Origin of the sequence: Hydrogenophaga pseudoflava (assembly GCF_004353865.1) — a bacterium.
Taxonomy (GTDB): Bacteria; Pseudomonadota; Gammaproteobacteria; order Burkholderiales; family Burkholderiaceae_C; genus Hydrogenophaga; species Hydrogenophaga pseudoflava.
Map to the genome: position 1 here is coordinate 1516148 of NZ_CP037867.1, position 20857 is coordinate 1537004.

The window sequence follows — 20857 nt, forward strand, 5'->3', positions numbered from 1 at the left end:
GGGCCAAGGCATGGAAGCGGTCGAGATCAGCGGCTTCGGTGCGCCCGAGGTCCTGCGCCTGACGGAGCGTCCGGCGCCGGTTGCGGGCGCGGGCGAGGTGCTGATTCGCGTGCGCGCCTCGGGCGTGAACCGCCCTGACGTGCTGCAGCGCAGCGGCTCCTATCCGCCGCCGCCGGGCGCTTCCGACCTGCCAGGTCTGGAGGTGGCCGGGGTCATCGAGTCGGGTGATGCCGATGCGATGGCGCAAGCGGGATTCAGGCTGGGCGATCGCGTCTGCGCGCTGGTGGCCGGCGGTGGCTATGCCCAGCACTGCGTTGCACCGGTCGGCCAGTGCTTGCCGGTCCCGGCTGGGTTCGACGACGTGCAGGCCGCGGCGCTGCCCGAGACCTTCTTCACCGTCTGGAGCAACGTGTTCGACCGTGGCCGCCTGCAGGCAGGCGAAACCCTGCTGGTGCAGGGTGGGACCAGCGGCATCGGTGTGACCGCGATCCAGCTGGCCAAGGCCTTTGGCGCCACCGTGATCGCCACGGCCGGCAGCGACGAGAAGTGCGCCGCCTGCCAGAACCTGGGTGCCGACCACGCCATCAACTACCGCACGCAGGACTTCTCGGCCGTGGCCAAGGAGCTGACGGGCGGGCAGGGCGTCAACGTGGTCCTCGACATGGTCGCAGGCGACTATGTGGCTCGTGAAGTCGAGTGCCTGGCCGAAGACGGCCGCTTGGTCATCATCGCGGTGCAGGGCGGCGTCAAGGCCGGATTCAACGCCGGTCTGGTGCTGCGTCGCCGGCTGGTGATCACCGGTTCCACGCTGCGGCCACGCCCGGTGGCGTTCAAGGCCGCCATCGCCGCATCGCTGCGTGACAAGGTGTGGCCGCTGCTGGAGCAGGGCCGGGTCCAACCCGTGATCCACAGCACCTTCCCAGCGGCTCGCGCCGCTGAGGCCCACGCATTGATGGAGTCCAACCAGCACATCGGGAAGATTGTGCTGACCTGGGCCTGATCCCCTTTCGGAGACTGAGATGAGCAAGAAACTGATCGCCGGCAACTGGAAGATGAACGGCAGTCTGGCAGCCAACGAGGCATTGGTTCAGGCCATGCTGGCGGGCATCGGTCAGCCGCCGGCCGAGGTCGCACTGTGCGCACCGGCACCCTACCTGGCCCAGTTGCAGGCGCTGCTGCAGGGCAGCCCGATTGCCTGGGGTTCGCAGGACGTGTCTGCTCACGAACAGGGGGCATACACCGGCGAGATCAGCGTGGCCATGCTCAAGGACTTTGGGTGTCGCTACGCCATCGTCGGCCACAGCGAGCGCCGCCAATACCACGGTGAGACCGACGAGATCGTGGCTGCCAAGGCGCAACGCGCTCTGTCGTCTGGCATCACGCCCATTGTGTGTGTCGGTGAAACCCTGGCCGAGCGGGAAGCGAACGAGACGGAGTCCGTGGTCAAGCGCCAGCTGGCAGCGGTGATCCACACCGTGGGTCATTGCATCACCGAAATCGTGGTGGCCTACGAGCCCGTGTGGGCCATCGGCACCGGAAAGACGGCCACGCCGGAAATGGCGCAGGCTGTGCACGCCGTCTTGCGGGCCCAGCTGGCCGCCGCGACCACGAACCCCAAGCGGGTGCACATTCTCTACGGTGGCAGCATGAATGCGGCCAACGCGGCCAGCCTGCTGGCTCAGCCCGATATTGATGGTGGCCTGATCGGTGGTGCATCGCTCAAGGCTGCAGACTTCCTGCAAATCGTCGCCGCGGCCGGCTGACGATCATCCCCCTCACGCATTTTCGGAGCAGACATGAACGTTTTGATGACCATCCTCCAGGCTGTCCAGATCCTTGCTGCCATCGGCATGATCGGCCTGATCCTCATGCAGCATGGCAAAGGCGCCGATGCCGGTGCCGCCTTCGGCGGTGGCGCGGGTTCGGCGAGCCTGTTTGGGGCCTCCGGAGGTGCCAACTTCCTCTCGCGCACCACTGCGGTGCTCGCAGGCGTCTTCCTGACCTGCACCTTGGGCCTGGCCTACTTCGGCAACCTTGTTCCGACGACGGCGCGCTCTGGGAGCGTGTTGGAGAGCGTCGTTCCCGCGACGCAGATCCCGGCAGATTCAACTGCTCCGGCCGGTTCTTCCGCCGCGCCGGCAGAGACCCCGGCTGCACCGGCCACCGGCGCAGCGCAGATCCCTGGCAAGTAACTGCTGACAGGTGTGTGCGGCCGCTCTGGAGAGTGCATGGCGGCCGCCCCGAAAAAGCCCGGGAATTATCGAAAACCCGGATCGTTTCAGGGTAAACTCTATGGGTTGTCGAGAACGCTCACACCAGCCCTCGTGAGCCAGACAATGCAGACCCAGCCGACGTGGTGAAATTGGTAGACACGCTATCTTGAGGGGGTAGTGGCGAAAGCTGTGCGAGTTCGAGTCTCGCCGTCGGCACCAGACAAAGGCAGGCAGGGCCATCAGGCCCTGCGCATGGAACCGACCCACGATGAGTCTCGAACAATATCTCCCCGTGCTCTTGTTCATCCTGGTCGGTCTTGCCGTCGGCGTGATCCCCCAGGCCTTGGGCTACATCCTGGGGCCGAATCGGCCCGATCCCGAGAAGAATTCCCCCTACGAATGCGGCTTCGAGGCCTTCGAAGATGCGCGCATGAAGTTCGATGTCCGCTACTACTTGGTGGCCATCCTCTTCATTCTCTTTGATCTTGAAATCGCGTTCCTGATTCCCTGGGCGGTGGCGCTGACGGACATCGGTTCGACCGGCTTCTGGGTGGGCGTCATCTTCCTGATCGATCTGCTGGTCGGGTTTGTCTACGCTTGGAAGATTGGCGCCCTGGACTGGGAATGATGCGCCTGCGGGCGCTGTGGAGCACACATGATTGAAGGTGTCCTGAAAGAAGGCTTCATCACCACGAGCTACGACTCGGTGGTGAACTGGGCCAAGACTGGATCTCTCTGGCCTATGACCTTTGGTCTGGCCTGCTGCGCCGTGGAGATGATGCATGCCGCCGCAGCGCGATATGACATCGGTCGCTTTGGTGCAGAGGTGTTCCGGGCCAGCCCCCGTCAGTCTGATCTGATGATCGTGGCCGGCACCCTGTGCAACAAGATGGCGCCTGCTCTGCGCAAGGTGTACGACCAGATGGCCGAGCCTCGCTGGGTGTTGTCCATGGGGTCTTGTGCCAATGGTGGTGGCTACTACCACTACAGCTATTCCGTGGTGCGTGGCTGTGACCGCATCGTGCCGGTGGATGTCTATGTGCCAGGCTGCCCACCGACGGCCGAAGCGCTGATCTACGGGATCATCCAGCTGCAGCAGAAGATCCGTCGCACCAACACGATTGCCCGCGCCTGACCGGTGCCTGGACTGAGTCAGAAAGACGGCCCATGAGCGACACAGCTTTCTCCATCCCTGCCGAGACCATTGCTGCCCAGGTGGCGCAACTGCTTGGCGAACGCGCGCGGTCTGTCACAACCGACCGCGGTGAGGTCACCCTTGTGGTGGCTGCATCCGACTACCTTGAGGTCATGCAGACCTTGCGTGATGCGTCACAAGCTCGTTTCGAGCAACTCATTGATCTGTGCGGCATCGATTACTCCACCTACGGCGACGGCCGGTGGGAGGGGCCCCGCTTTGCAGTGGTCGTCCATCTCCTGTCGGTGAGTCTCAACCAGAGGCTGCGCGTGCGTGTGTTCTGCTCGGAAGACGATTTTCCGGTGGTGGCGTCGGTGTCCGGTCTCTGGTCGGCGGCCAACTGGTACGAGCGTGAGGCCTTCGACCTGTACGGCATCGTGTTCGAAGGCCACAACGACCTGCGCCGCATCCTGACCGACTATGGCTTCATCGGTCACCCCTTCCGCAAGGACTTTCCGCTGTCGGGTCATGTCGAGATGCGCTACGACGCCGAACGTCAGCGAGTGGTCTACGAGCCGGTGACGATCGAGCCTCGCGAAATCACACCCCGCGTGATCCGTGAAGACAACTACGGCGGGCTGCACTGATCATGGCTGAAATCAAGAACTACACACTGAACTTCGGTCCGCAGCACCCTGCAGCACACGGCGTGCTGCGTCTGGTGCTGGAGCTCGACGGTGAGGTGGTGCAGCGTGCCGATCCGCACATCGGATTGCTGCACCGCGCCACTGAGAAACTGGCCGAGCACAAGACCTTCATCCAGTCGCTGCCTTACATGGACCGTCTCGACTACGTGTCCATGATGTGCAACGAACATGCCTATTGCCTGGCCATCGAGAAGCTGCTGGGTATTGAAGTGCCGATCCGTGCGCAGTACATCCGGGTGATGTTCAGCGAGATCACCCGTCTGCTGAACCACCTGATGTGGCTCGGTTCGCACGGCAATGACTGCGGCAGTTCGACCATCCTGATCTACGCGTTCCGCGAGCGGGAAGACCTGTTCGACATGTACGAAGCGGTGTCGGGTGCGCGCATGCATGCGGCCTACTTCCGTCCGGGTGGTGTCTATCGCGATCTGCCGGACACCATGCCGCAGTACAGGCACAGCAAGATCCGCAACGCCAAGGCGATGGCTGAGTTGAACCAGAACCGCCAAGGCTCGTTGCTCGACTTCATCGACGACTTTACGCAGCGGTTTCCGACCTACCTGGCGGAGTACCACACTCTGCTGACCGACAACCGGATCTGGAAGCAGCGCACGGTTGGCATCGGTGTTGTCAGTCCGGAGCGTGCTCTCAACCTGGGCATGACCGGTCCCATGCTCCGCGGTTCCGGCATCGCCTGGGATCTGCGCAAGAAGCAACCGTACGACGTGTACGACCGGGTCGAGTTCGACATCCCGGTTGGCAAGACCGGTGACACCTACGACCGCTACCTCGTCCGAATGGAAGAGATGAAGCAGTCCAACCGCATCATCAAGCAGTGCGTGGACTGGTTGCGCGCCAATCCGGGCCCGGTCATCACCGACAACCACAAGGTGGCGCCTCCCTCGCGCGAAGCGATGAAGTCGAGCATGGAAGAGCTGATCCACCACTTCAAGCTCTTCACCGAAGGCTTCCACGTGCCCGAAGGTGAGGCCTATGCCGCCGTCGAGCACCCCAAGGGTGAGTTCGGCATCTACCTGGTGAGTGATGGCGCCAACAAGCCGTACCGGCTGAAGATCCGCGCCCCTGGTTTCACTCACCTGTCCACGCTGGACGAAATGGCCAAGGGCCACATGCTGGCCGATGCGGTGGCCATCATCGGCACGATGGACATCGTTTTTGGAGAGATTGACCGATGATCTCGACCCCCGCTAACCAAGGCCCTGTGACGGCCATGGAACTGTCCGAGGCCACCAAGGCCCGCTTCGCCCGCGAAGTGGCCAAGTACCCCACGGAGCAGGCCCAATCTGCCGTGATGGCGTGTCTGTCGATCGTGCAGCAGGAGCAAGGCTACGTCAGCCATGCTGCCGAGCAGGCGATTGCCGACTACCTGGGCATGCCGGTGATGGCCGTCCACGAGGTGACGACCTTCTACAACATGTACAACCAGCGGCCGGTGGGCAAGTACAAGCTCAACGTTTGCACCAACCTGCCGTGCCAGCTGCGCGAGGGGTACACCGCGCTGCACCACCTGGAAAAGAAGCTGGGCATCGCCATGGGCGAGACCACGGCGGACGGCCTGTTCACGCTCCAGCAGAGTGAATGCTTGGGCGCCTGTGCCGATTCGCCGGTGATGCTGGTGAACGACCGCCACATGTGCAGCTTCATGAGCAATGAGAAGCTCGATCAGCTGATCGATGGTCTCAGGGCCGCGGAGGGCAAACAATGAACGCCCAGCAAGTGCTTGCTCAGTTCGCTGCCACGGGCGTGCAGACCTGTTTCCATGGTCGCCACATTGAGCCTCAGATCTACAAGGACCTGAACGGCAGCAACTGGTCGCTCAAGGACTACGAGGCGCGCGGTGGCTACCAGGCCCTGCGCAAGGTGCTGGGCATGGATGGTTCCGCGCCGAATCCCGAGACCGGTGCCGTGGGCATGACGCAGGACCAGGTGATCGCGACCGTCAAGGAGTCCGCGCTGCGCGGCCGCGGGGGCGCCGGTTTCCCCTCGGGCCTGAAGTGGAGTTTCATGCCCCGCCAGTTCCCCGGGCAGAAGTACCTCGTGTGCAACTCGGACGAGGGCGAGCCGGGCACCTGCAAGGACCGCGACATCCTCATGTACAACCCGCACATCGTCATCGAAGGCATGGCGATCGCGGCGTACGCCATGGGCATCAGCGTGGGCTACAACTACATCCACGGCGAAATCTTCGAGGTGTATGAGCGTTTCGAAGCCGCCCTGGAAGAAGCCCGTGCCGCCGGTTACCTGGGCAACAACATCATGGGCTCGAACTACTCGTTCCAGCTCCATGCCCACCATGGTTTCGGTGCTTACATCTGCGGTGAAGAAACCGCGCTGCTCGAATCGCTGGAAGGCAAGAAGGGGCAGCCCCGCTTCAAGCCGCCGTTCCCGGCCAGCTTTGGTCTCTACGGCAAGCCGACCACCATCAACAACACCGAGACCTTCGCGGCGGTGCCCTGGATCATCCGCAATGGTGGCCAGTCCTACCTCGAATGCGGCAAGCCGAACAACGGCGGTACCAAGATCTTCTCGGTCAGCGGTGACGTGAACCTGCCGGGCAACTACGAAATCCCGATGGGCACGCCGTTCTCGAAGCTGCTGGAGCTGGCCGGTGGTGTGCGCACTGGCCGCCAGCTCAAGGCGGTGATTCCTGGCGGTTCGTCTTCGCCCGTGCTGCCGGCCCACATCATCATGGACTGCACGATGGACTACGACTCCATCAGCAAGGCCGGTTCCATGCTGGGGTCGGGTGCCGTGATCGTGATGGACGACACCCGCTGCATGGTCGAGTCGCTCAAGCGCCTGTCCTACTTCTACATGCACGAGTCCTGCGGTCAGTGCACACCCTGCCGCGAAGGCACGGGCTGGCTCTGGCGCCTGGTCGACAAGATCCAGCGCGGTGACGCCAAGCCGGCCGACATGGACCTGCTGGACAACGTGGCCGAGAACATCATGGGCCGCACGATCTGTGCCCTGGGTGATGCAGCGGCCATGCCGGTGCGCGCCATGCTCAAACACTTCCGTCACGAGTTCGCGGCCATGATCAAGGCCGACACCGCGACCTCTGCCTGATCCGGAACACAACATGGTTGAAATCGAACTCGACGGCCAGAAGGTCGAAGTGCCCCCGGGCAGCATGGTCATGCATGCGGCCGAGAAGGCAGGCACCTACATCCCGCACTTCTGCTACCACAAGAAGCTCTCCATCGCCGCCAGTTGCCGCATGTGTCTGGTAGAAGTGGAGAAGGCTCCCAAACCCATGCCCGCCTGCGCCACGCCGGTGACCATGGGCATGATCGTGCGCACCAAGTCCGACAAGGCCATCAAGGCCCAGAAGTCGGTGATGGAGTTCCTGCTGATCAACCACCCGCTGGATTGCCCGATCTGCGATCAGGGCGGCGAGTGCCAGTTGCAGGACCTGGCCGTGGGCTACGGTGGTGGTGCCTCGCGCTACGAAGAAGAGAAGCGCGTGGTGTTCCACAAGAACGTCGGTCCGCTGATCTCCATGGAGGAGATGAGCCGCTGCATCCACTGCACCCGCTGCGTGCGTTTCGGCCAGGAGATTGCCGGCGTGATGGAGCTGGGCATGTCCAACCGCGGAGAGCACGCCGAGATCGAGACGTTTGTTGGCCAGTCGGTGGATTCCGAACTCTCGGGCAACATGATCGACATCTGCCCGGTTGGTGCGCTCACCAGCAAGCCCTTCCGCTACAGCGCACGCACCTGGGAGCTCTCGCGGCGCAAGAGCGTGAGCCCGCACGACTCGACGGGTGCCAACCTGATCGTTCAGGTGAAGAACCACCAGGTGATGCGCGTGGTCCCGCTGGAGAACGACGCCGTCAACGAATGCTGGATCGCCGATCGCGACCGCTTCTCGTACGAGGCCCTCAATGGTGAAGACCGCCTGACCCAGCCCATGCTCAAGCAAGGTGGCGAATGGCAGACCGTGGACTGGCAAACCGCGCTGGAGTATGTGGCCAACGGTCTCAAGTGCGTCAAGGACAAGCATGGCGCTGCAGCGATCGGTCTGCTGGCCAGTCCGCACAGCACGGTTGAAGAACTGTCTCTGGCCGGTGCCCTGGTGCGTGGCCTGGGCAGCGAAAACATCGACAGCCGTCTGCGCCATGCCGATTTCGGCAACGCTGCGCCGGCCGGTCAGGCCCGCTGGCTCGGGCGTCCGATTGCTGAGTTGTCGCAGTTGCAGCGCGTGCTGGTCGTGGGCTCCAACCTGCGCAAGGACCATCCGCTGTTTGCCCAGCGCATCCGCCAGGCGGCCCGCAAGGGATGTCAGGTCAATGTGCTGGCGGCACAGGCCCCTGACTGGGCGATGTCGCTGAAGAACGTGTTGCTCGCCGACAGCAGTGTCTGGGTCAGTGCTCTGGCCGGAGTCGCCGCCGCTGTTGCTGCGGAAGCCGGCGTGCAGCCGCCGGTCGCGGGCAGCATCACCGACGAGGCCCGCGCGGTGGCTAAGTCCCTGCTGGGGGGCGACCAGAAGGCCGTCCTTCTGGGCAACGCCGCTGCCCACCACGAAAAGGCCTCCAGCCTGCTGGCACTCGCCAACTGGATTGCTCAGCAAACGGGCGCCTCGGTGGGCTACCTCACCGAAGCTGCCAACACCGTCGGTGCGCAGCTGGTGCGCGCCGTGCCAGGGCAGGGTGGCCTCAACGCCACGCAGATGCTCGGTGGCCAGCTGAAGGCCGCCATTCTCCTGAACACGGAGCCGGCCTTTGACAGCGCCAAGGGTGCCGAAGGACTGAAGTCCGCCGACATGGTGGTCACGCTCAGCCCTTTCAAAGCCAATATGGACATCAGCGACGTGTTGCTACCCATTGCGCCTTTCACGGAGACCTCCGGGTCCTTCGTCAACGCCGAAGGCCGGTTGCAGAGTTTCCATGCGGTGGTGCGTCCGCTGGGCGACACGCGCCCGGCATGGAAGGTGCTGCGTGTGCTGGGCAATCTCATGGGTTTGCCCGGGTTCGATGCCGACACCTCGCAAGCGGTGCTGGCCGCTGCCCTGCCAGGTGTGGCGGGTGGATCGCTGATGGCGGCCTCTCGTCTCAGCAATAGCGATGCCGGTGTGGGACCTGCTGCTGCCGACCATTCGCCGGCCCATACCGCTCCCTGTGTGGCGCCGATCTACCAGCTCGACGGGCTGGTGCGCCGCGCCACCTCGCTGCAACTCACGAGCGACGCCCGAGGAGCCCGCGCATGATCGACGCGATGTACAACGGAGGCCTTGGCCTCATCAACGCCTCCTGGTGGACCACGGCGGCCTGGCCGGTCATCTGGAGCCTGCTCAAGATCGTTGCTGTCGTCGCCCCGCTGATGGGGGCCGTGGCTTACCTGACCCTGTGGGAGCGCAAGCTGCTGGGTTTCATGCAGGTTCGCTTTGGCCCGAACCGCGTCGGCCCTGCCGGGCTGCTTCAGCCGATCGCCGATGCGGTCAAGCTGCTCACCAAGGAGTTGATCAGCCCCACCGCCGCCAGCAACGGGCTGTTTCGCCTGGGTCCCCTCATGGCCATCATGCCGGCGCTCGCCGCGTGGGTGGTGGTGCCGTTCGGTCCCGAGGCAGTGATCGCCAACATCAACGCCGGCCTGCTGGTCATCCTGGCCATCACCTCGATCGAGGTGTACGGCGTGATCATTGCCGGCTGGGCCTCGAACTCCAAGTACGCCTTCCTGGGCGCGCTGCGCGCCTCTGCCCAGATGGTGAGCTATGAAATCGCCATCGGCTTCTGCTTCCTGGTGGTCGTGATGACCGCGGGCAGCTTGAGCCTGGGCGACATCGTTGCGTCGCAGGCCAAGGGCCACGGTGTGAACATGGGGCTGGACTTCCTGTCTTGGAACTGGCTCCCGCTGCTGCCCATTTTTATGGTCTACCTGATTTCGGGCGTGGCCGAAACCAACCGGCACCCGTTTGACGTGGTCGAGGGCGAAGCAGAAATCGTGGCCGGCCACATGGTCGAGTACTCAGGCATGGGCTTTGCGATCTTCTTCCTGGCCGAGTACGCCAGCATGTGGCTGGTGTCCATCCTGGCGGTGCTGATGTTCCTCGGCGGCTGGCTGCCCCCGATCGACAGCGCCCTGTTCAACTGGATTCCAGGCTGGATCTGGCTGGGTGCCAAGACCTTCTTCGTGGTGTCCCTGTTCATCTGGATCCGCGCCACTTTCCCCCGTTTCCGCTACGACCAGATCATGCGTCTGGGCTGGAAGATTTTCATTCCCGTCACGCTGGTCTGGCTGCTGCTCGTCGGCGGCCTGATGCAGACCTCGTGGAATCTCTGGAAATAAGCAAGGCGATCGATCATGTCCACCTCCGCCGTTGCCCCCTTTTCGCTGAGCGACTTTTTCAAGAGCTTCATGTTGCTGGAGCTCTTCAAGGGCATGGCCCTGACGGGCCGCTACGCCCTGCGTCGCAAGGTCACGGTCCAGTTCCCCGAAGAGAAAACTCCGCTGTCTCCTCGTTTCCGCGGTCTCCATGCCCAGCGCCGTTACGAGAACGGCGAAGAGCGCTGCATCGCCTGCAAGCTGTGCGAGGCCGTCTGCCCCGCCATGGCCATCACCATCGAAGCGGGTGAACGCGAAGACGGGACCCGCCGCACCACCCGGTACGACATTGATCTGACCAAGTGCATTTTCTGCGGTTTCTGCGAAGAGGCCTGTCCGGTCGATGCCATCGTCGAGACCCAGATTCTTGAGTACCACGGCGAAAAACGCGGTGACCTGTACTTCACCAAAGAAATGCTGCTGGCTGTCGGAGACCGCTACGAGCCCGAGATCGCCGCAGCCAAGGCCGCGGACGCCAAGTACCGCTGAGCCGGCGAAAGACAAGACCATGGACTACCAGACCGGCTTTTTCTATTTGTTCGCGGCGGTGATGCTCTTCGCCGCCTACCGTGTCATCACGGCGCGCAACCCAGTGCACGCCGTGCTGTTCCTGATGCTGGCGTTCTCCCAGGCCTCTGGCCTGTGGCTGCTGCTCAAGGCCGAGTTCCTCGGGCTGACACTGGTGCTCGTGTACCTGGGCGCGGTCATGGTGCTGTTCCTGTTCGTCGTCATGATGCTGGACATCAAGCTCGACGGAGACCGTTGGGGCTTCTGGCAGAACTTCCCCTTGGCCGCCACGCTGGGGGCACTGGTGGCCGCCGAGCTGATTGCCGTGCTGTGGGTCGGTTTTCCGAACATGGTGGCACCGGTGGCGGTACAGGCCGCCGAGGTGTCGAACACGAAGGCCCTTGGCACACTGATGTACACCGAGTACCTGTACCCGGTCGAGATTGCCGCAGTGATACTGCTGGTGGCCATGTTCGCGGCCATCGCGCTCACGCTGCGCAAGCGCAAGGACAGCAAGGCCATTGATCCGGGACTGCAGGTTCGCGTGCGGGCTTCAGACCGTCTGGTGGTCGTGCCAATGGCCGCAACCAAAACACATGCTGCCGCCAGCGCAGTTGCCGCGGAGGAGGGCAAAGCATGAGCTTCACCAGTCTGTCACTCGGTCACTTTCTTTCGGTGGGTGCGATCCTGTTCGCGTTGTCCGTCATCGGCATCTTCCTGAACCGCAAGAACATCATCGTGTTGTTGATGGCCATTGAGCTGATGTTGCTGGCGGTCAACATGAACTTTGTAGCCTTCTCCCACTACCTTGGAGATCTCCACGGGCAGGTGTTTGTGTTCTTCATCCTGACGGTGGCCGCCGCCGAGTCGGCCATTGGCCTGGCCATTCTGGTGCTGTTGTTCCGCAGCAAGTCCACCGTCAGCGCCGAAGAACTCAACACCCTCAAGGGTTAAGAACATGAGCACCACCCTTTCCGCAACGACCCTACTGGCCGTGCCACTGGCGCCGCTGGTCGGCTCGGCCCTCGCTGGCATTCTGGGCACCACGTTTGGCGGCAACCTGATCGGCCGCCGCGCCTCGCACTCTCTGACGATTCTGGGTGTGCTGGTGGCATTCATCATTTCGGCCATGACACTCAAGAGCGTGGCGCTGGACGGCGCCCGCTTCAACGCAACCATCTACGAATGGATGGTGGTCGGTGGCCTCAAGATGGAGATCGGTTTTCTCGTCGACGGCCTGACCGCCATGATGATGTGTGTGGTGACCTTCGTCTCGCTGATGGTCCATCTCTACACCATCGGCTACATGGAAGAGGATGCTGGCTACAACCGCTTCTTCGCCTACATCTCGCTCTTCACCTTCTCCATGCTGATGCTGGTGATGAGCAACAACCTGCTGCAGCTATTTTTTGGCTGGGAAGCGGTGGGTCTGGTGTCGTACCTGCTGATTGGCTTCTGGTTCAACAAGCCGACGGCCATCTTCGCCAACATGAAGGCTTTCCTGGTCAACCGCGTCGGCGACTTCGGCTTCATCCTGGGCATCGGCCTGATCGTGGCCTACGGCGGCTCGCTGAACTACAGCGAGGTGTTCGCCAAGGCGCCCGAACTGGCCAAGCTGGGCTTCCCCGGCACCGACTGGATGCTAGTCACCGTCATCTGCATCTGCCTGTTCATCGGTGCCATGGGCAAGTCGGCCCAGTTCCCGCTGCACGTCTGGCTGCCGGATTCGATGGAGGGTCCGACGCCTATTTCCGCGCTGATCCACGCCGCCACCATGGTGACGGCTGGCATCTTCATGGTCTCGCGCATGTCGCCCCTGTTCGAGCTGTCGGACACCGCGCTGAACTTCATCATGGTGATCGGCGCCATCACGGCGCTGTTCATGGGTTTCCTGGGCATCATCCAGAACGACATCAAGCGTGTCGTGGCGTATTCCACACTCTCGCAGTTGGGTTACATGACCGTGGCGCTCGGTGCCTCGGCTTACTCGGTGGCCGTGTTCCACCTGATGACCCACGCCTTCTTCAAGGCCCTGCTGTTCCTTGCGGCCGGTTCGGTGATCATGGGGCTGCACCACAACCAGGACATTCGCTGGATGGGCGGCGTGCGCAAGTACATGCCCATCACCTGGATCACCTCGCTGCTGGGGACCCTGGCCCTGATCGGCACACCGCTGTTCGCCGGTTTCTACTCCAAGGACGCGATCATCGAGGCGGTGCATTTCAGTAACCTGCCGGCCGCTGGTTTCGCACACTTTGCCGTGCTGGCAGGTGTGTTCGTGACCTCGTTCTACTCGTTCCGTCTGTACTTCCTGGTGTTCCACGGCAAGGAGCGCTACGACCAGAATCCGGACGCCCACCATGGGCACGACGACCACCACGACGACCATGGTCACCACGGTGATGGCAAGCCGCACGAAACCCCATGGGTGGTGACCGTGCCTTTGTTGCTGCTGGCCATTCCTTCTGTGGTGATCGGTTTCATGACCATCCAGCCGATGCTGTTTGGTGACTTCCTCAAGGACGCCATCACGATCAACTCGGCCGCTCACCCGGCGGTGGCGAAGTTCGCCGAAGAGTTCCACGGACCTCTGGCCATGGCCCTGCACGCCTTCTCCACCGCACCGTTCTGGCTGGCGCTCGCAGGAGCCGTGACGGCTTGGTACATGTACCTGGTCAACCCCGCGGTTCCTGCCGCCATCGGTCGTGCGCTCAAACCGATCATCACCATTCTGGAGAACAAGTACTACATGGACTGGTTCAACGAAAACGTGCTGGCCCGTGGTGCGCGTGCACTGGGCACGGGTCTCTGGAAGGGCGGCGACCAGGGTGTGATCGAGACCGGTGTGGTCAACGCCAGTTGGAAGATTGTGGGCGGCTTCTCGTCGGTGGTCCGTGGCTTTCAGAGCGGTTACCTCTACCACTATGCGCTGTTGATGATCGTGGGCGTGTTTCTGTTCATGACGTATTTCGTGTGGCTCGCCAAATAAGGAGAACAAGAAGATGGGTTTGCTGAGCCTCGCGATCTGGGCACCAATCCTTTTTGGTGTCGTGTTGCTGGCACTGGGTCGGGATGACCAGGCCAATGTGGTCCGCTGGATCGCGCTGCTGGGGGCGCTGGTCTCGCTGGCGGTGACGATTCCTCTCTACACCGGCTTCGAGCTGGGTACGGCTGCGATGCAGTTCGTGGAGAAGATGCCCTGGATTGAGCGCTTCAACATCCACTACCACCTGGGCGTGGACGGCATCTCCCTTTGGCTGGTGTTGCTGACCGCGTTCATCACGGTGATCGTGGTGTTGGCCGGCTGGGAGGTGATCACCGAGCGCGTGAACCAGTACATGGGCGCGTTCCTGATCCTCTCAGGTCTGATGATCGGCGTGTTCTCAGCGCTGGACGGCATGCTGTTCTATGTGTTCTTCGAGGCCACACTCATCCCGATGTACCTGATCATCGGCATCTGGGGCGGTCCCAACAAGATCTACGCCGCCTTTAAGTTCTTCCTGTACACACTGATGGGTTCGCTGCTGATGCTGGTGGCCCTGATCTACCTGTACAACCAGTCGGGTGGCAGTTTCGACCTCGCGGCCTGGCACAAGCTGCCGCTGGGCAGCACCGCCCAGACCCTCCTGTTCTTCGCCTTCTTTGCCGCCTTCGCGGTAAAGGTGCCGATGTGGCCGGTGCACACCTGGCTGCCCGACGTGCACGTCGAGGCGCCCACCGGTGGCTCGGCCGTGCTGGCGGCCATCATGCTCAAGCTGGGTGCCTATGGCTTCCTGCGTTTTTCCCTGCCCATCCTGCCCGATGCCTCCCACCAGTGGGCCTGGCTGATCATCACCCTGTCGCTGGTGGCCGTGATTTACGTTGGCCTGGTGGCCATGGTGCAGAAGGACATGAAGAAGCTGGTGGCCTACTCGTCGGTGGCCCACATGGGCTTCGTGACGCTGGGCTTCTTCGTCTTCAGCGACATGGGCGTGTCCGGCGCCATCGTTCAGATGATTGCCCACGGCTTCGTCTCGGCCGCCATGTTCCTGTCGATCGGTGTGCTGTACGACCGCGTGCACTCGCGCAACATCGCCGACTACGGCGGTGTGGTCAACACCATGCCCAACTTCGCCGCGTTCGCGCTGTTGTTCACCATGGCCAATTGCGGTCTTCCGGGCACCGCGGGCTTCGTGGGCGAGTGGATGGTGATTCTGGCGGCGGTGAAGGCCAACTTCTGGATCGGTGCCGCCGCGGCATCGGCCTTGATCTTCGGCGCAGCCTACTCGCTCTGGATGTACAAGCGCGTGTACCTGGGTTCGGTGGGCAACCACCATGTCAAGGAACTCACCGACATCGGTCGCCGCGAGTTCCTGATCATGGCGCTGCTGGCCATCGCTGTGCTGTACATGGGCGTGCATCCGAAGCCGTTCACCGACGTGATGGATGCGTCCGTGGCCGAGCTGCTGCGCCATGTCGCCATCTCCAAGCTGCCCTGAACGCTGCCTGAGCAAACACACGAACGAGTCTTCACATGATTGATCAACTCAGCTTGGTGGCGGTCTACCCCGAGATTTTCTTGCTGGTGATGACCTGCGTGATTTCGCTGGTCGACCTGACCGTCAAGTCGCCGGCCCGTCGCCCCACCTATCTGCTCACCCTGCTCACGCTGGCCTGTGTGGCCTTCCTGCAGGGCAAGAATGCCTTGGCCGGCCACTCGATCAGCGGTTTCGGCGGCATGATCGTGAGCGATCCGATGGGCCTGTGGCTCAAGTGTTTTGCCGCCATCGCCATGTTCGTGACGCTGGTCTATGGCCGCGACTACGCCTCCAGCCGCGACATGCTGCGTGCGGGCGACCTGTTCACGCTGTCGCTGTACGCGCTGCTGGGCATGTTCGTGATGATCTCCGGCCACAACTTCCTGGTGATCTATCTGGGCCTGGAGCTGTTGACCCTGTCGAGCTATGCCCTGGTGGCCCTGCGCCGAGACGATGGCAAGGCCATCGAAGCGGCCATGAAGTACTTCGTGCTGGGTGCGCTGGCCAGCGGTTTCCTGCTGTATGGCTTGTCGCTGGTCTACGGCGCCACCGCCTCGCTGGACGTGGCCGACGTGATGAAAGCCATAGCCGGCGGCCCTGAAACCCTCAAGGGTTCGTCGCAGGTGCTGATGCTGGGCCTGGTGTTCGTGGTCGCAGGTCTGGCGTTCAAGCTGGGGGTGGTGCCCTTCCACATGTGGGTGCCGGACGTGTACCACGGCGCTCCCACCGCGATCACGCTGATGGTGGGTGGTGCGCCGAAGCTGGCCGCCTTTGCCATCGTGATCCGCCTGCTGGTCGAAGGCTTGGCACCGCTGGCGGTGGACTGGCAGCAGATGCTGGCGGTGCTCGCCGTGGCTTCCCTGCTGATCGGCAACCTGGCCGCCATCGCCCAGACCAACCTCAAGCGCATGCTGGCGTTCTCCACGATCGCCCAGATGGGCTTCATGCTGCTGGGTCTGTTGGCCGGTGTGGTGCATGGCGAGAAGGGACTGGACACGGGCAACATGGTCAACGCCTACAGCGCCACGATGTTCTATGTCATCACCTACGTGCTGACCACCCTGGGCACCTTCGGCGTCATCCTGCTGCTTTCTCGCGACGGCTTCGAGTCCGATGAGATCGCCGATCTGGCCGGCCTGAACCAGCGCAGCCCGCTCTATGCGGGTGTGATGGCCGTGTGCATGTTCTCTCTGGCCGGTGTGCCGCCGCTGGTGGGCTTCTACGCCAAGCTGTCGGTGCTGCAGGCCCTGCTGGCCTCGTCGCAGCCGGTCTACATCGGTCTGGCGGTGTTCGCCGTCGTGATGTCGCTCATCGGCGCCTTCTACTACCTGCGCCTGGTCAAGGTCATGTACTTCGATGCGCCCACGCAGACCGCTGGCATCACTGCTGGCATGGACGTGCGCTCGGTGCTGTCGGTCAACGGTGCGCTGGTTTTGGTGCTTGGCGTGGTCCCGGGTGGGCTGATGGCCCTGTGCGCGCAGGCCATCGCCTCACTTCTCGCGTGAGCGCGTCGGTTTCTGTCTGGCTGGTGCTGCTGGCGGCCGTACTGGCCGCCAACCTGCCGTTTATCAACCAGCGCTGGCTGGGGCTGGTGCCGCGTTCGACTCCCAAGTCCCTGGGCATTCACCTGCTGGAGCTGGTGATCTGCTATGGCCTTGTGGGGGCGCTCGGCTTGGCGCTTGAAAAGGCCGACGGCCAGATCTACCCCCAGGGCTGGGAGTTCTACGCCACCACTGGCGCCTTGTTCCTCACGCTCGCCTTCCCGGGCTTTGTCTACCGCTACCTGTACAAGCGCCACGGTTGAAGACGCGCCATGAGCCAGGATGCCCACCTGCGTGAAGAGCCCGTCGCCCGCACCGAGTTGCTCAAGGGTCACTTCCTTCATGTCGTGCGGGACACCGTACGCCTGCCTTCTGGGCAAGAGGCGACACGTGAATATGTGCTGCACCCGGGGGCGGTGATGGTGATCGGTCTGCTGGACGACGGTCGTGTGGTCATGGAGCGCCAGTTCCGGCATCCCATGCGCAGCGTCATCGTGGAGTTTCCGGCGGGCAAGCTCGATGCCGGTGAGGGCAGCCTGGCCTGCGCCCGGCGCGAGCTGGCAGAAGAGACGGGATACAGGGCCACGGAATGGGCGTTTGCGGGCAGGCTGGCACCGACCATCGCCTACTCCGACGAAATCATCGACATCTGGTTCGCCCGGGGGCTGTCGCAGGGCGAACGCCGGCTGGATGAGGGCGAATTCCTGGACGTGTTCAACGCCACGCCCGACGAAGTGAATGGCTGGTGTCGCGACGGCAGCATCATTGACTGCAAGACCCTGGTCGGTGCCCTCTGGTTGCAGAACGTGCTGTCGGGCGTGTGGTCACTGGACTGGTCCGGCGCCATGCCCGCCGACGTCGCACGATAATTCAGTCATGAAGGTTCTCAACCTGCAGTGTTCGCACCAGCACGACTTCGAGGGCTGGTTCGCGTCGGAAGACGATTTCCATCAGCAACTGGAGCGTGGCCGGCTGAGCTGCCCGCTGTGTGGCGACGCGCAGGTGCGCAAGATGCTGTCGGCGCCGCGGTTGAACCTGGGTCGCACAAGCGAGGAACCGGTGGCGCGTGCCGGCATCGACGAGGGCCTGGTGGAGTTGGGCCGGACTGCGCCGGGGTCCGAACTGCAGGGGCGCCTGTTGCGCGCCGTGCGCGAGCTGATGAGCCAGACCGAAGACGTGGGCGAACGCTTTGCCGACCAGGCGCGGGCCATGCACCACGGCGAGCTGGCACAGCGCAACATCCGCGGCCGCACCACACCCGAGGTGGCGATGGAACTGATCGAGGAGGGTATCGACGTGATGCCCCTGCCGGCCTTGCCGGCCCTGAAAGAAACACTGCAATGAAAAAAGCCCCGCGATGCGGGGCTTCTTCATGCTCGGCCCATCAGGGATACAAACCGCGCAGGTCGCGTGCGTGCAGGATGCGCTTGCAGGCCACGATGAATGTCGCAGTGCGCAGGCTGACCTTGTTCTCCTCGGCCACCTGCCAGACGGCAGCAAACGCGCCTTTCATGATGCGCACCAGGCGCTCGTTGATCTCGTCCTCGCTCCAGAAGAAGCTGGAGAAGTCCTGCACCCACTCGAAGTAGCTCACCGTCACGCCGCCAGCGTTGGCGATCACGTCGGGCAACACCAGGATGCCGCGGTCGTGCAGGATGTCGTCGGCCTGGGGCGTGGTCGGACCGTTGGCGCCTTCGATGATCATCTTGGCCTGGATGCGGCCGGCGTTGGCTTCGGTGATCTGCTGTTCCAGCGCAGCCGGGATCAGGATGTCGCAAGGCACGCCCCAGAAGGCGTCGTTGTCGATCACTTCGCCACCGCTGAACCCGGCGACCGAGCCCACGCGGGCCACGTGGGCGAGCAGGGCGGGCACGTCCAGGCCGGACTCGCGGTAGACGGTGCCGCCGTGGTCTTGCACCGCCACCACCTTGGCGCCGGCTTCCGCAAACAGCTTGCCTGCGACGCCGCCGACATTGCCGAAGCCCTGCACCGCCACGCGGGCCTTGGAAATGTCCATGCCGGTGTGCTTGGCGGCTTCGACGCCCACCGTGAACACACCGCGGCCGGTGGCTTCGCGGCGGCCCAGCGAACCGCCGAGGTCGACCGGTTTGCCGGTGACGACGCCGGTGGCCGTGGCGCCTTCGTTCATCGAGTAGGTGTCCATCATCCAGGCCATCACCTGTTCGTTGGTGTTGACGTCGGGGGCGGGGATGTCCTTGGTCGGGCCGATGATGATGCCGATCTCACTGGTGTAGCGACGCGTCACGCGCTCAAGTTCACCGATCGACAGTTGGCGTGGGTCGACGCGGATGCCGCCCTTGGCGCCGCCGTAGGGCACGTTGACCGCCGCGTTCTTGATGGACATCCAGGCCGACAGCGCCATCACCTCGGACAGGGTCACGTTCTGGTGGAAGCGCACGCCGCCCTTGCCGGGGCCGCGGCTGGTGTTGTGCTGCACGCGGTAGCCCTCGAAGTGGGCCACGGTGCCATCGTCGAGGTGGATTGGCACGTCGACGATCAGGGTGCGCTTGGGGCGCTTGAGGGTGTCGACCCAGCGGGCGAGGCTGCCCAGGTAGGGCGCGACGCGGTCAACCTGTTGCAGATAGATGCCCCAGGGGCCGAGGTTGTTGGGGTCCAGATAGGACGGCAGGGCGTTGGTGAAGGCTGCCGGGCTGTTGGCCGCGGCGCCGGCCGGGTGCGGTGCTTGTGACATTTGCGAGGTGTCCTTGTGGGTTGTCTCATCGTTCCACGGTGGAGCCGATGGCCGGGACTGTAAGGACCGGGTGCCACCACTGTCCAAGGCCGAGTTGCCATTCCGTTATGCGCCTGCTGCATAACCCTGGGTGTCAGGCGGGTGGTCGTTCCCAGACCTGCCGGGCCACCCGTGCCATGTTTCCACCGAGGATGCCGTCGATGTCGTTGTCGTCCATGCCCGCCGCGCGCAGGGCCTCGGGCAGCTGCTTCCAGGTGTCGACCGGTGCGTACCGCATCTGCCGGATGCCGCGGCCGTAGCCCGCGCCAGCGGGCCACCAGTACTCCGGATCAAAGGGCGGGGGCGGGTCGTCGTCGAGGCCGGGTTCTCCGAAGCCGATGTCCAGTCCCAGGCCGACGTGCCGGGTCCCGACGAGCTCGGCGACGTGCAGCAGGTGGCGCACGATGTCGCTCGCGGCGGGCGATTCGGCGCCGAGAAAACTGGAGACACCGGAGATGCACACCACGCCGCCGGTGGTGGCGCAGGCGCGGATCTGTTCGTCGGTGATGTTGCGACCATGTTCGACCAGGGCCAGCGGATTGGCATGGCTGAACACGACCGGCCGGTCCGAGTGGGCCATGATGTCCAGCGTGGTGCGGCGCTCGGTGTGCGAGCAGTCGATGATCACGCCCGCCGCGTTCATCGCCTCGACCATCCGGCGCCCCAGCGCGGTCAGGCCTTGCGGCGCGTCGTGGCAGCCGCCGGCCACGCTGTTGTTGCGGTTGTAGGCGAAGTGGATCTGGCGCACGCCGAGGTCGCGGTACAGCGCCACCATTTCCGGCCGTTCCAGCAGCGGCAGTGCGCCTTCGAGGTCGAAGCCGACCGCGAGTTTTCCCTCGTGACGCGCGCGTTCGATGTCGGCTACCGTGTCCGGCAGGAGGTATCGATCAGGTGCTGCAAGCAGCCGGGCGCGAAACGCCGCGATCACCGGCAGGATCTGCGACAGCGGGTTCATGTCCATGCCCACATTGATGCTCACGTAGTGCACGCCCGCGGTGCGGTAGTGCTCCAGTGGTGCAAAGCTGGCGTCGGGGTGCAGGGGCAGGCAGGTGTGGGCTTCCCAGCGAATCATGGGGTCCTTGGTGGTTGTGGCGCTTTCAGCGAGGCGGCGCGAGATGGCACCGATTTTGCAGTTCTTGA

At 63.5% G+C, this 20857-nt stretch carries 22 protein-coding genes and 1 tRNA gene; 21 read left to right on the forward strand and 2 right to left on the reverse strand.

Annotation, left to right across the window (positions count from 1 at the left end):
• Positions 1-10: 10 nt before the first annotated feature.
• From HPF_RS07455 to HPF_RS07555, 21 genes are all read left to right on the forward strand, one after another.
• A complete protein-coding gene (locus HPF_RS07455; RefSeq protein WP_133156205.1) occupies positions 11-1000 on the forward strand; it encodes an NAD(P)H-quinone oxidoreductase in 990 nt (329 codons plus the stop codon).
• A 19-nt stretch (positions 1001-1019) separates the two neighbouring features.
• Positions 1020-1763 carry a triose-phosphate isomerase gene (gene tpiA, locus HPF_RS07460; RefSeq protein ID WP_066150057.1) on the forward strand — a complete coding sequence of 248 codons (744 nt, stop codon included), beginning with the start codon at positions 1020-1022 and terminating at the stop codon, positions 1761-1763.
• Positions 1764-1796: 33 nt separating this feature from the next.
• A complete protein-coding gene (secG, locus tag HPF_RS07465; RefSeq protein ID WP_066150060.1) occupies positions 1797-2192 on the forward strand; it encodes a preprotein translocase subunit SecG in 396 nt (131 codons plus the stop codon).
• Positions 2193-2347: 155 nt separating this feature from the next.
• A tRNA-Leu gene (locus HPF_RS07470) sits at positions 2348-2432 on the forward strand.
• Positions 2433-2481: 49 nt separating this feature from the next.
• A complete protein-coding gene (locus tag HPF_RS07475) occupies positions 2482-2841 on the forward strand; it encodes an NADH-quinone oxidoreductase subunit A (protein WP_066150062.1) in 360 nt (119 codons plus the stop codon).
• Positions 2842-2868: 27 nt separating this feature from the next.
• A complete protein-coding gene (locus tag HPF_RS07480; RefSeq protein ID WP_066150065.1) occupies positions 2869-3348 on the forward strand; it encodes a NuoB/complex I 20 kDa subunit family protein in 480 nt (159 codons plus the stop codon).
• 32 nt (positions 3349-3380) lie between these two features.
• Positions 3381-3995, forward strand: a complete 615-nt coding sequence (locus HPF_RS07485; protein WP_079366933.1) for an NADH-quinone oxidoreductase subunit C — start codon at positions 3381-3383, stop codon at positions 3993-3995.
• Positions 3996-3997: 2 nt separating this feature from the next.
• The gene (locus tag HPF_RS07490; RefSeq protein WP_066150070.1) at positions 3998-5251 is read left to right on the forward strand and encodes an NADH-quinone oxidoreductase subunit D; all 1254 of its coding nucleotides are present in this window, start codon (positions 3998-4000) and stop codon (positions 5249-5251) included.
• 35 nt (positions 5252-5286) lie between these two features.
• On the forward strand, positions 5287-5781 hold the full coding sequence (gene nuoE, locus HPF_RS07495) for an NADH-quinone oxidoreductase subunit NuoE (RefSeq protein ID WP_066150074.1): 495 nt from the start codon (positions 5287-5289) through the stop codon (positions 5779-5781).
• On the forward strand, positions 5778-7145 hold the full coding sequence (gene nuoF, locus HPF_RS07500; protein ID WP_066150077.1) for an NADH-quinone oxidoreductase subunit NuoF: 1368 nt from the start codon (positions 5778-5780) through the stop codon (positions 7143-7145). Before nuoE ends, nuoF begins: the two co-directional genes overlap by 4 nt.
• Positions 7146-7158: 13 nt before the next feature.
• Entirely contained in the window at positions 7159-9285 is a 2127-nt protein-coding gene (gene nuoG, locus HPF_RS07505) for an NADH-quinone oxidoreductase subunit NuoG (protein ID WP_133156206.1), read from the forward strand.
• Positions 9282-10364 (forward strand): NADH-quinone oxidoreductase subunit NuoH, encoded by a 1083-nt coding sequence (gene nuoH / locus HPF_RS07510; RefSeq protein ID WP_066150083.1) that lies wholly within the window; start codon positions 9282-9284, stop codon positions 10362-10364. The genes nuoG and nuoH overlap by 4 nt, the downstream gene beginning before the upstream one ends.
• A gap of 15 nt (positions 10365-10379) precedes the next feature.
• Entirely contained in the window at positions 10380-10889 is a 510-nt protein-coding gene (gene nuoI / locus HPF_RS07515) for an NADH-quinone oxidoreductase subunit NuoI (protein WP_066150086.1), read from the forward strand.
• Positions 10890-10908: 19 nt separating this feature from the next.
• Entirely contained in the window at positions 10909-11547 is a 639-nt protein-coding gene (locus HPF_RS07520; RefSeq protein WP_066150089.1) for an NADH-quinone oxidoreductase subunit J, read from the forward strand.
• Positions 11544-11861, forward strand: coding sequence for an NADH-quinone oxidoreductase subunit NuoK (gene nuoK / locus HPF_RS07525; protein ID WP_066150092.1), 318 nt, complete (start codon positions 11544-11546; stop codon positions 11859-11861). Before HPF_RS07520 ends, nuoK begins: the two co-directional genes overlap by 4 nt.
• Positions 11862-11865: 4 nt before the next feature.
• The gene (gene nuoL / locus HPF_RS07530; protein ID WP_133156207.1) at positions 11866-13896 is read left to right on the forward strand and encodes an NADH-quinone oxidoreductase subunit L; all 2031 of its coding nucleotides are present in this window, start codon (positions 11866-11868) and stop codon (positions 13894-13896) included.
• Positions 13897-13909: 13 nt separating this feature from the next.
• Positions 13910-15385 carry an NADH-quinone oxidoreductase subunit M gene (locus tag HPF_RS07535; protein WP_066150098.1) on the forward strand — a complete coding sequence of 492 codons (1476 nt, stop codon included), beginning with the start codon at positions 13910-13912 and terminating at the stop codon, positions 15383-15385.
• A gap of 35 nt (positions 15386-15420) precedes the next feature.
• Positions 15421-16929, forward strand: coding sequence for an NADH-quinone oxidoreductase subunit NuoN (nuoN, locus tag HPF_RS07540; RefSeq protein ID WP_133156208.1), 1509 nt, complete (start codon positions 15421-15423; stop codon positions 16927-16929).
• Positions 16926-17228 (forward strand): DUF2818 family protein, encoded by a 303-nt coding sequence (locus tag HPF_RS07545; protein ID WP_133156209.1) that lies wholly within the window; start codon positions 16926-16928, stop codon positions 17226-17228. Before nuoN ends, HPF_RS07545 begins: the two co-directional genes overlap by 4 nt.
• Positions 17229-17237: 9 nt before the next feature.
• A complete protein-coding gene (locus HPF_RS07550; RefSeq protein WP_133156210.1) occupies positions 17238-17834 on the forward strand; it encodes an NUDIX domain-containing protein in 597 nt (198 codons plus the stop codon).
• Between the two features lie 7 nt (positions 17835-17841).
• The gene (locus HPF_RS07555; RefSeq protein ID WP_133156211.1) at positions 17842-18309 is read left to right on the forward strand and encodes a DUF1178 family protein; all 468 of its coding nucleotides are present in this window, start codon (positions 17842-17844) and stop codon (positions 18307-18309) included.
• Between the two features lie 40 nt (positions 18310-18349).
• Here the strand turns inward: HPF_RS07555 and HPF_RS07560 are convergent, their stop codons facing one another.
• Both HPF_RS07560 and HPF_RS07565 read right to left on the reverse strand, forming a co-directional pair.
• On the reverse strand, positions 18350-19678 hold the full coding sequence (locus HPF_RS07560) for a Glu/Leu/Phe/Val family dehydrogenase (protein WP_066150115.1): 1329 nt from the start codon (positions 19676-19678) through the stop codon (positions 18350-18352).
• 133 nt (positions 19679-19811) lie between these two features.
• On the reverse strand, positions 19812-20789 hold the full coding sequence (locus HPF_RS07565; protein ID WP_133156212.1) for a dipeptidase: 978 nt from the start codon (positions 20787-20789) through the stop codon (positions 19812-19814).
• Positions 20790-20857 lie beyond the last annotated feature (68 nt).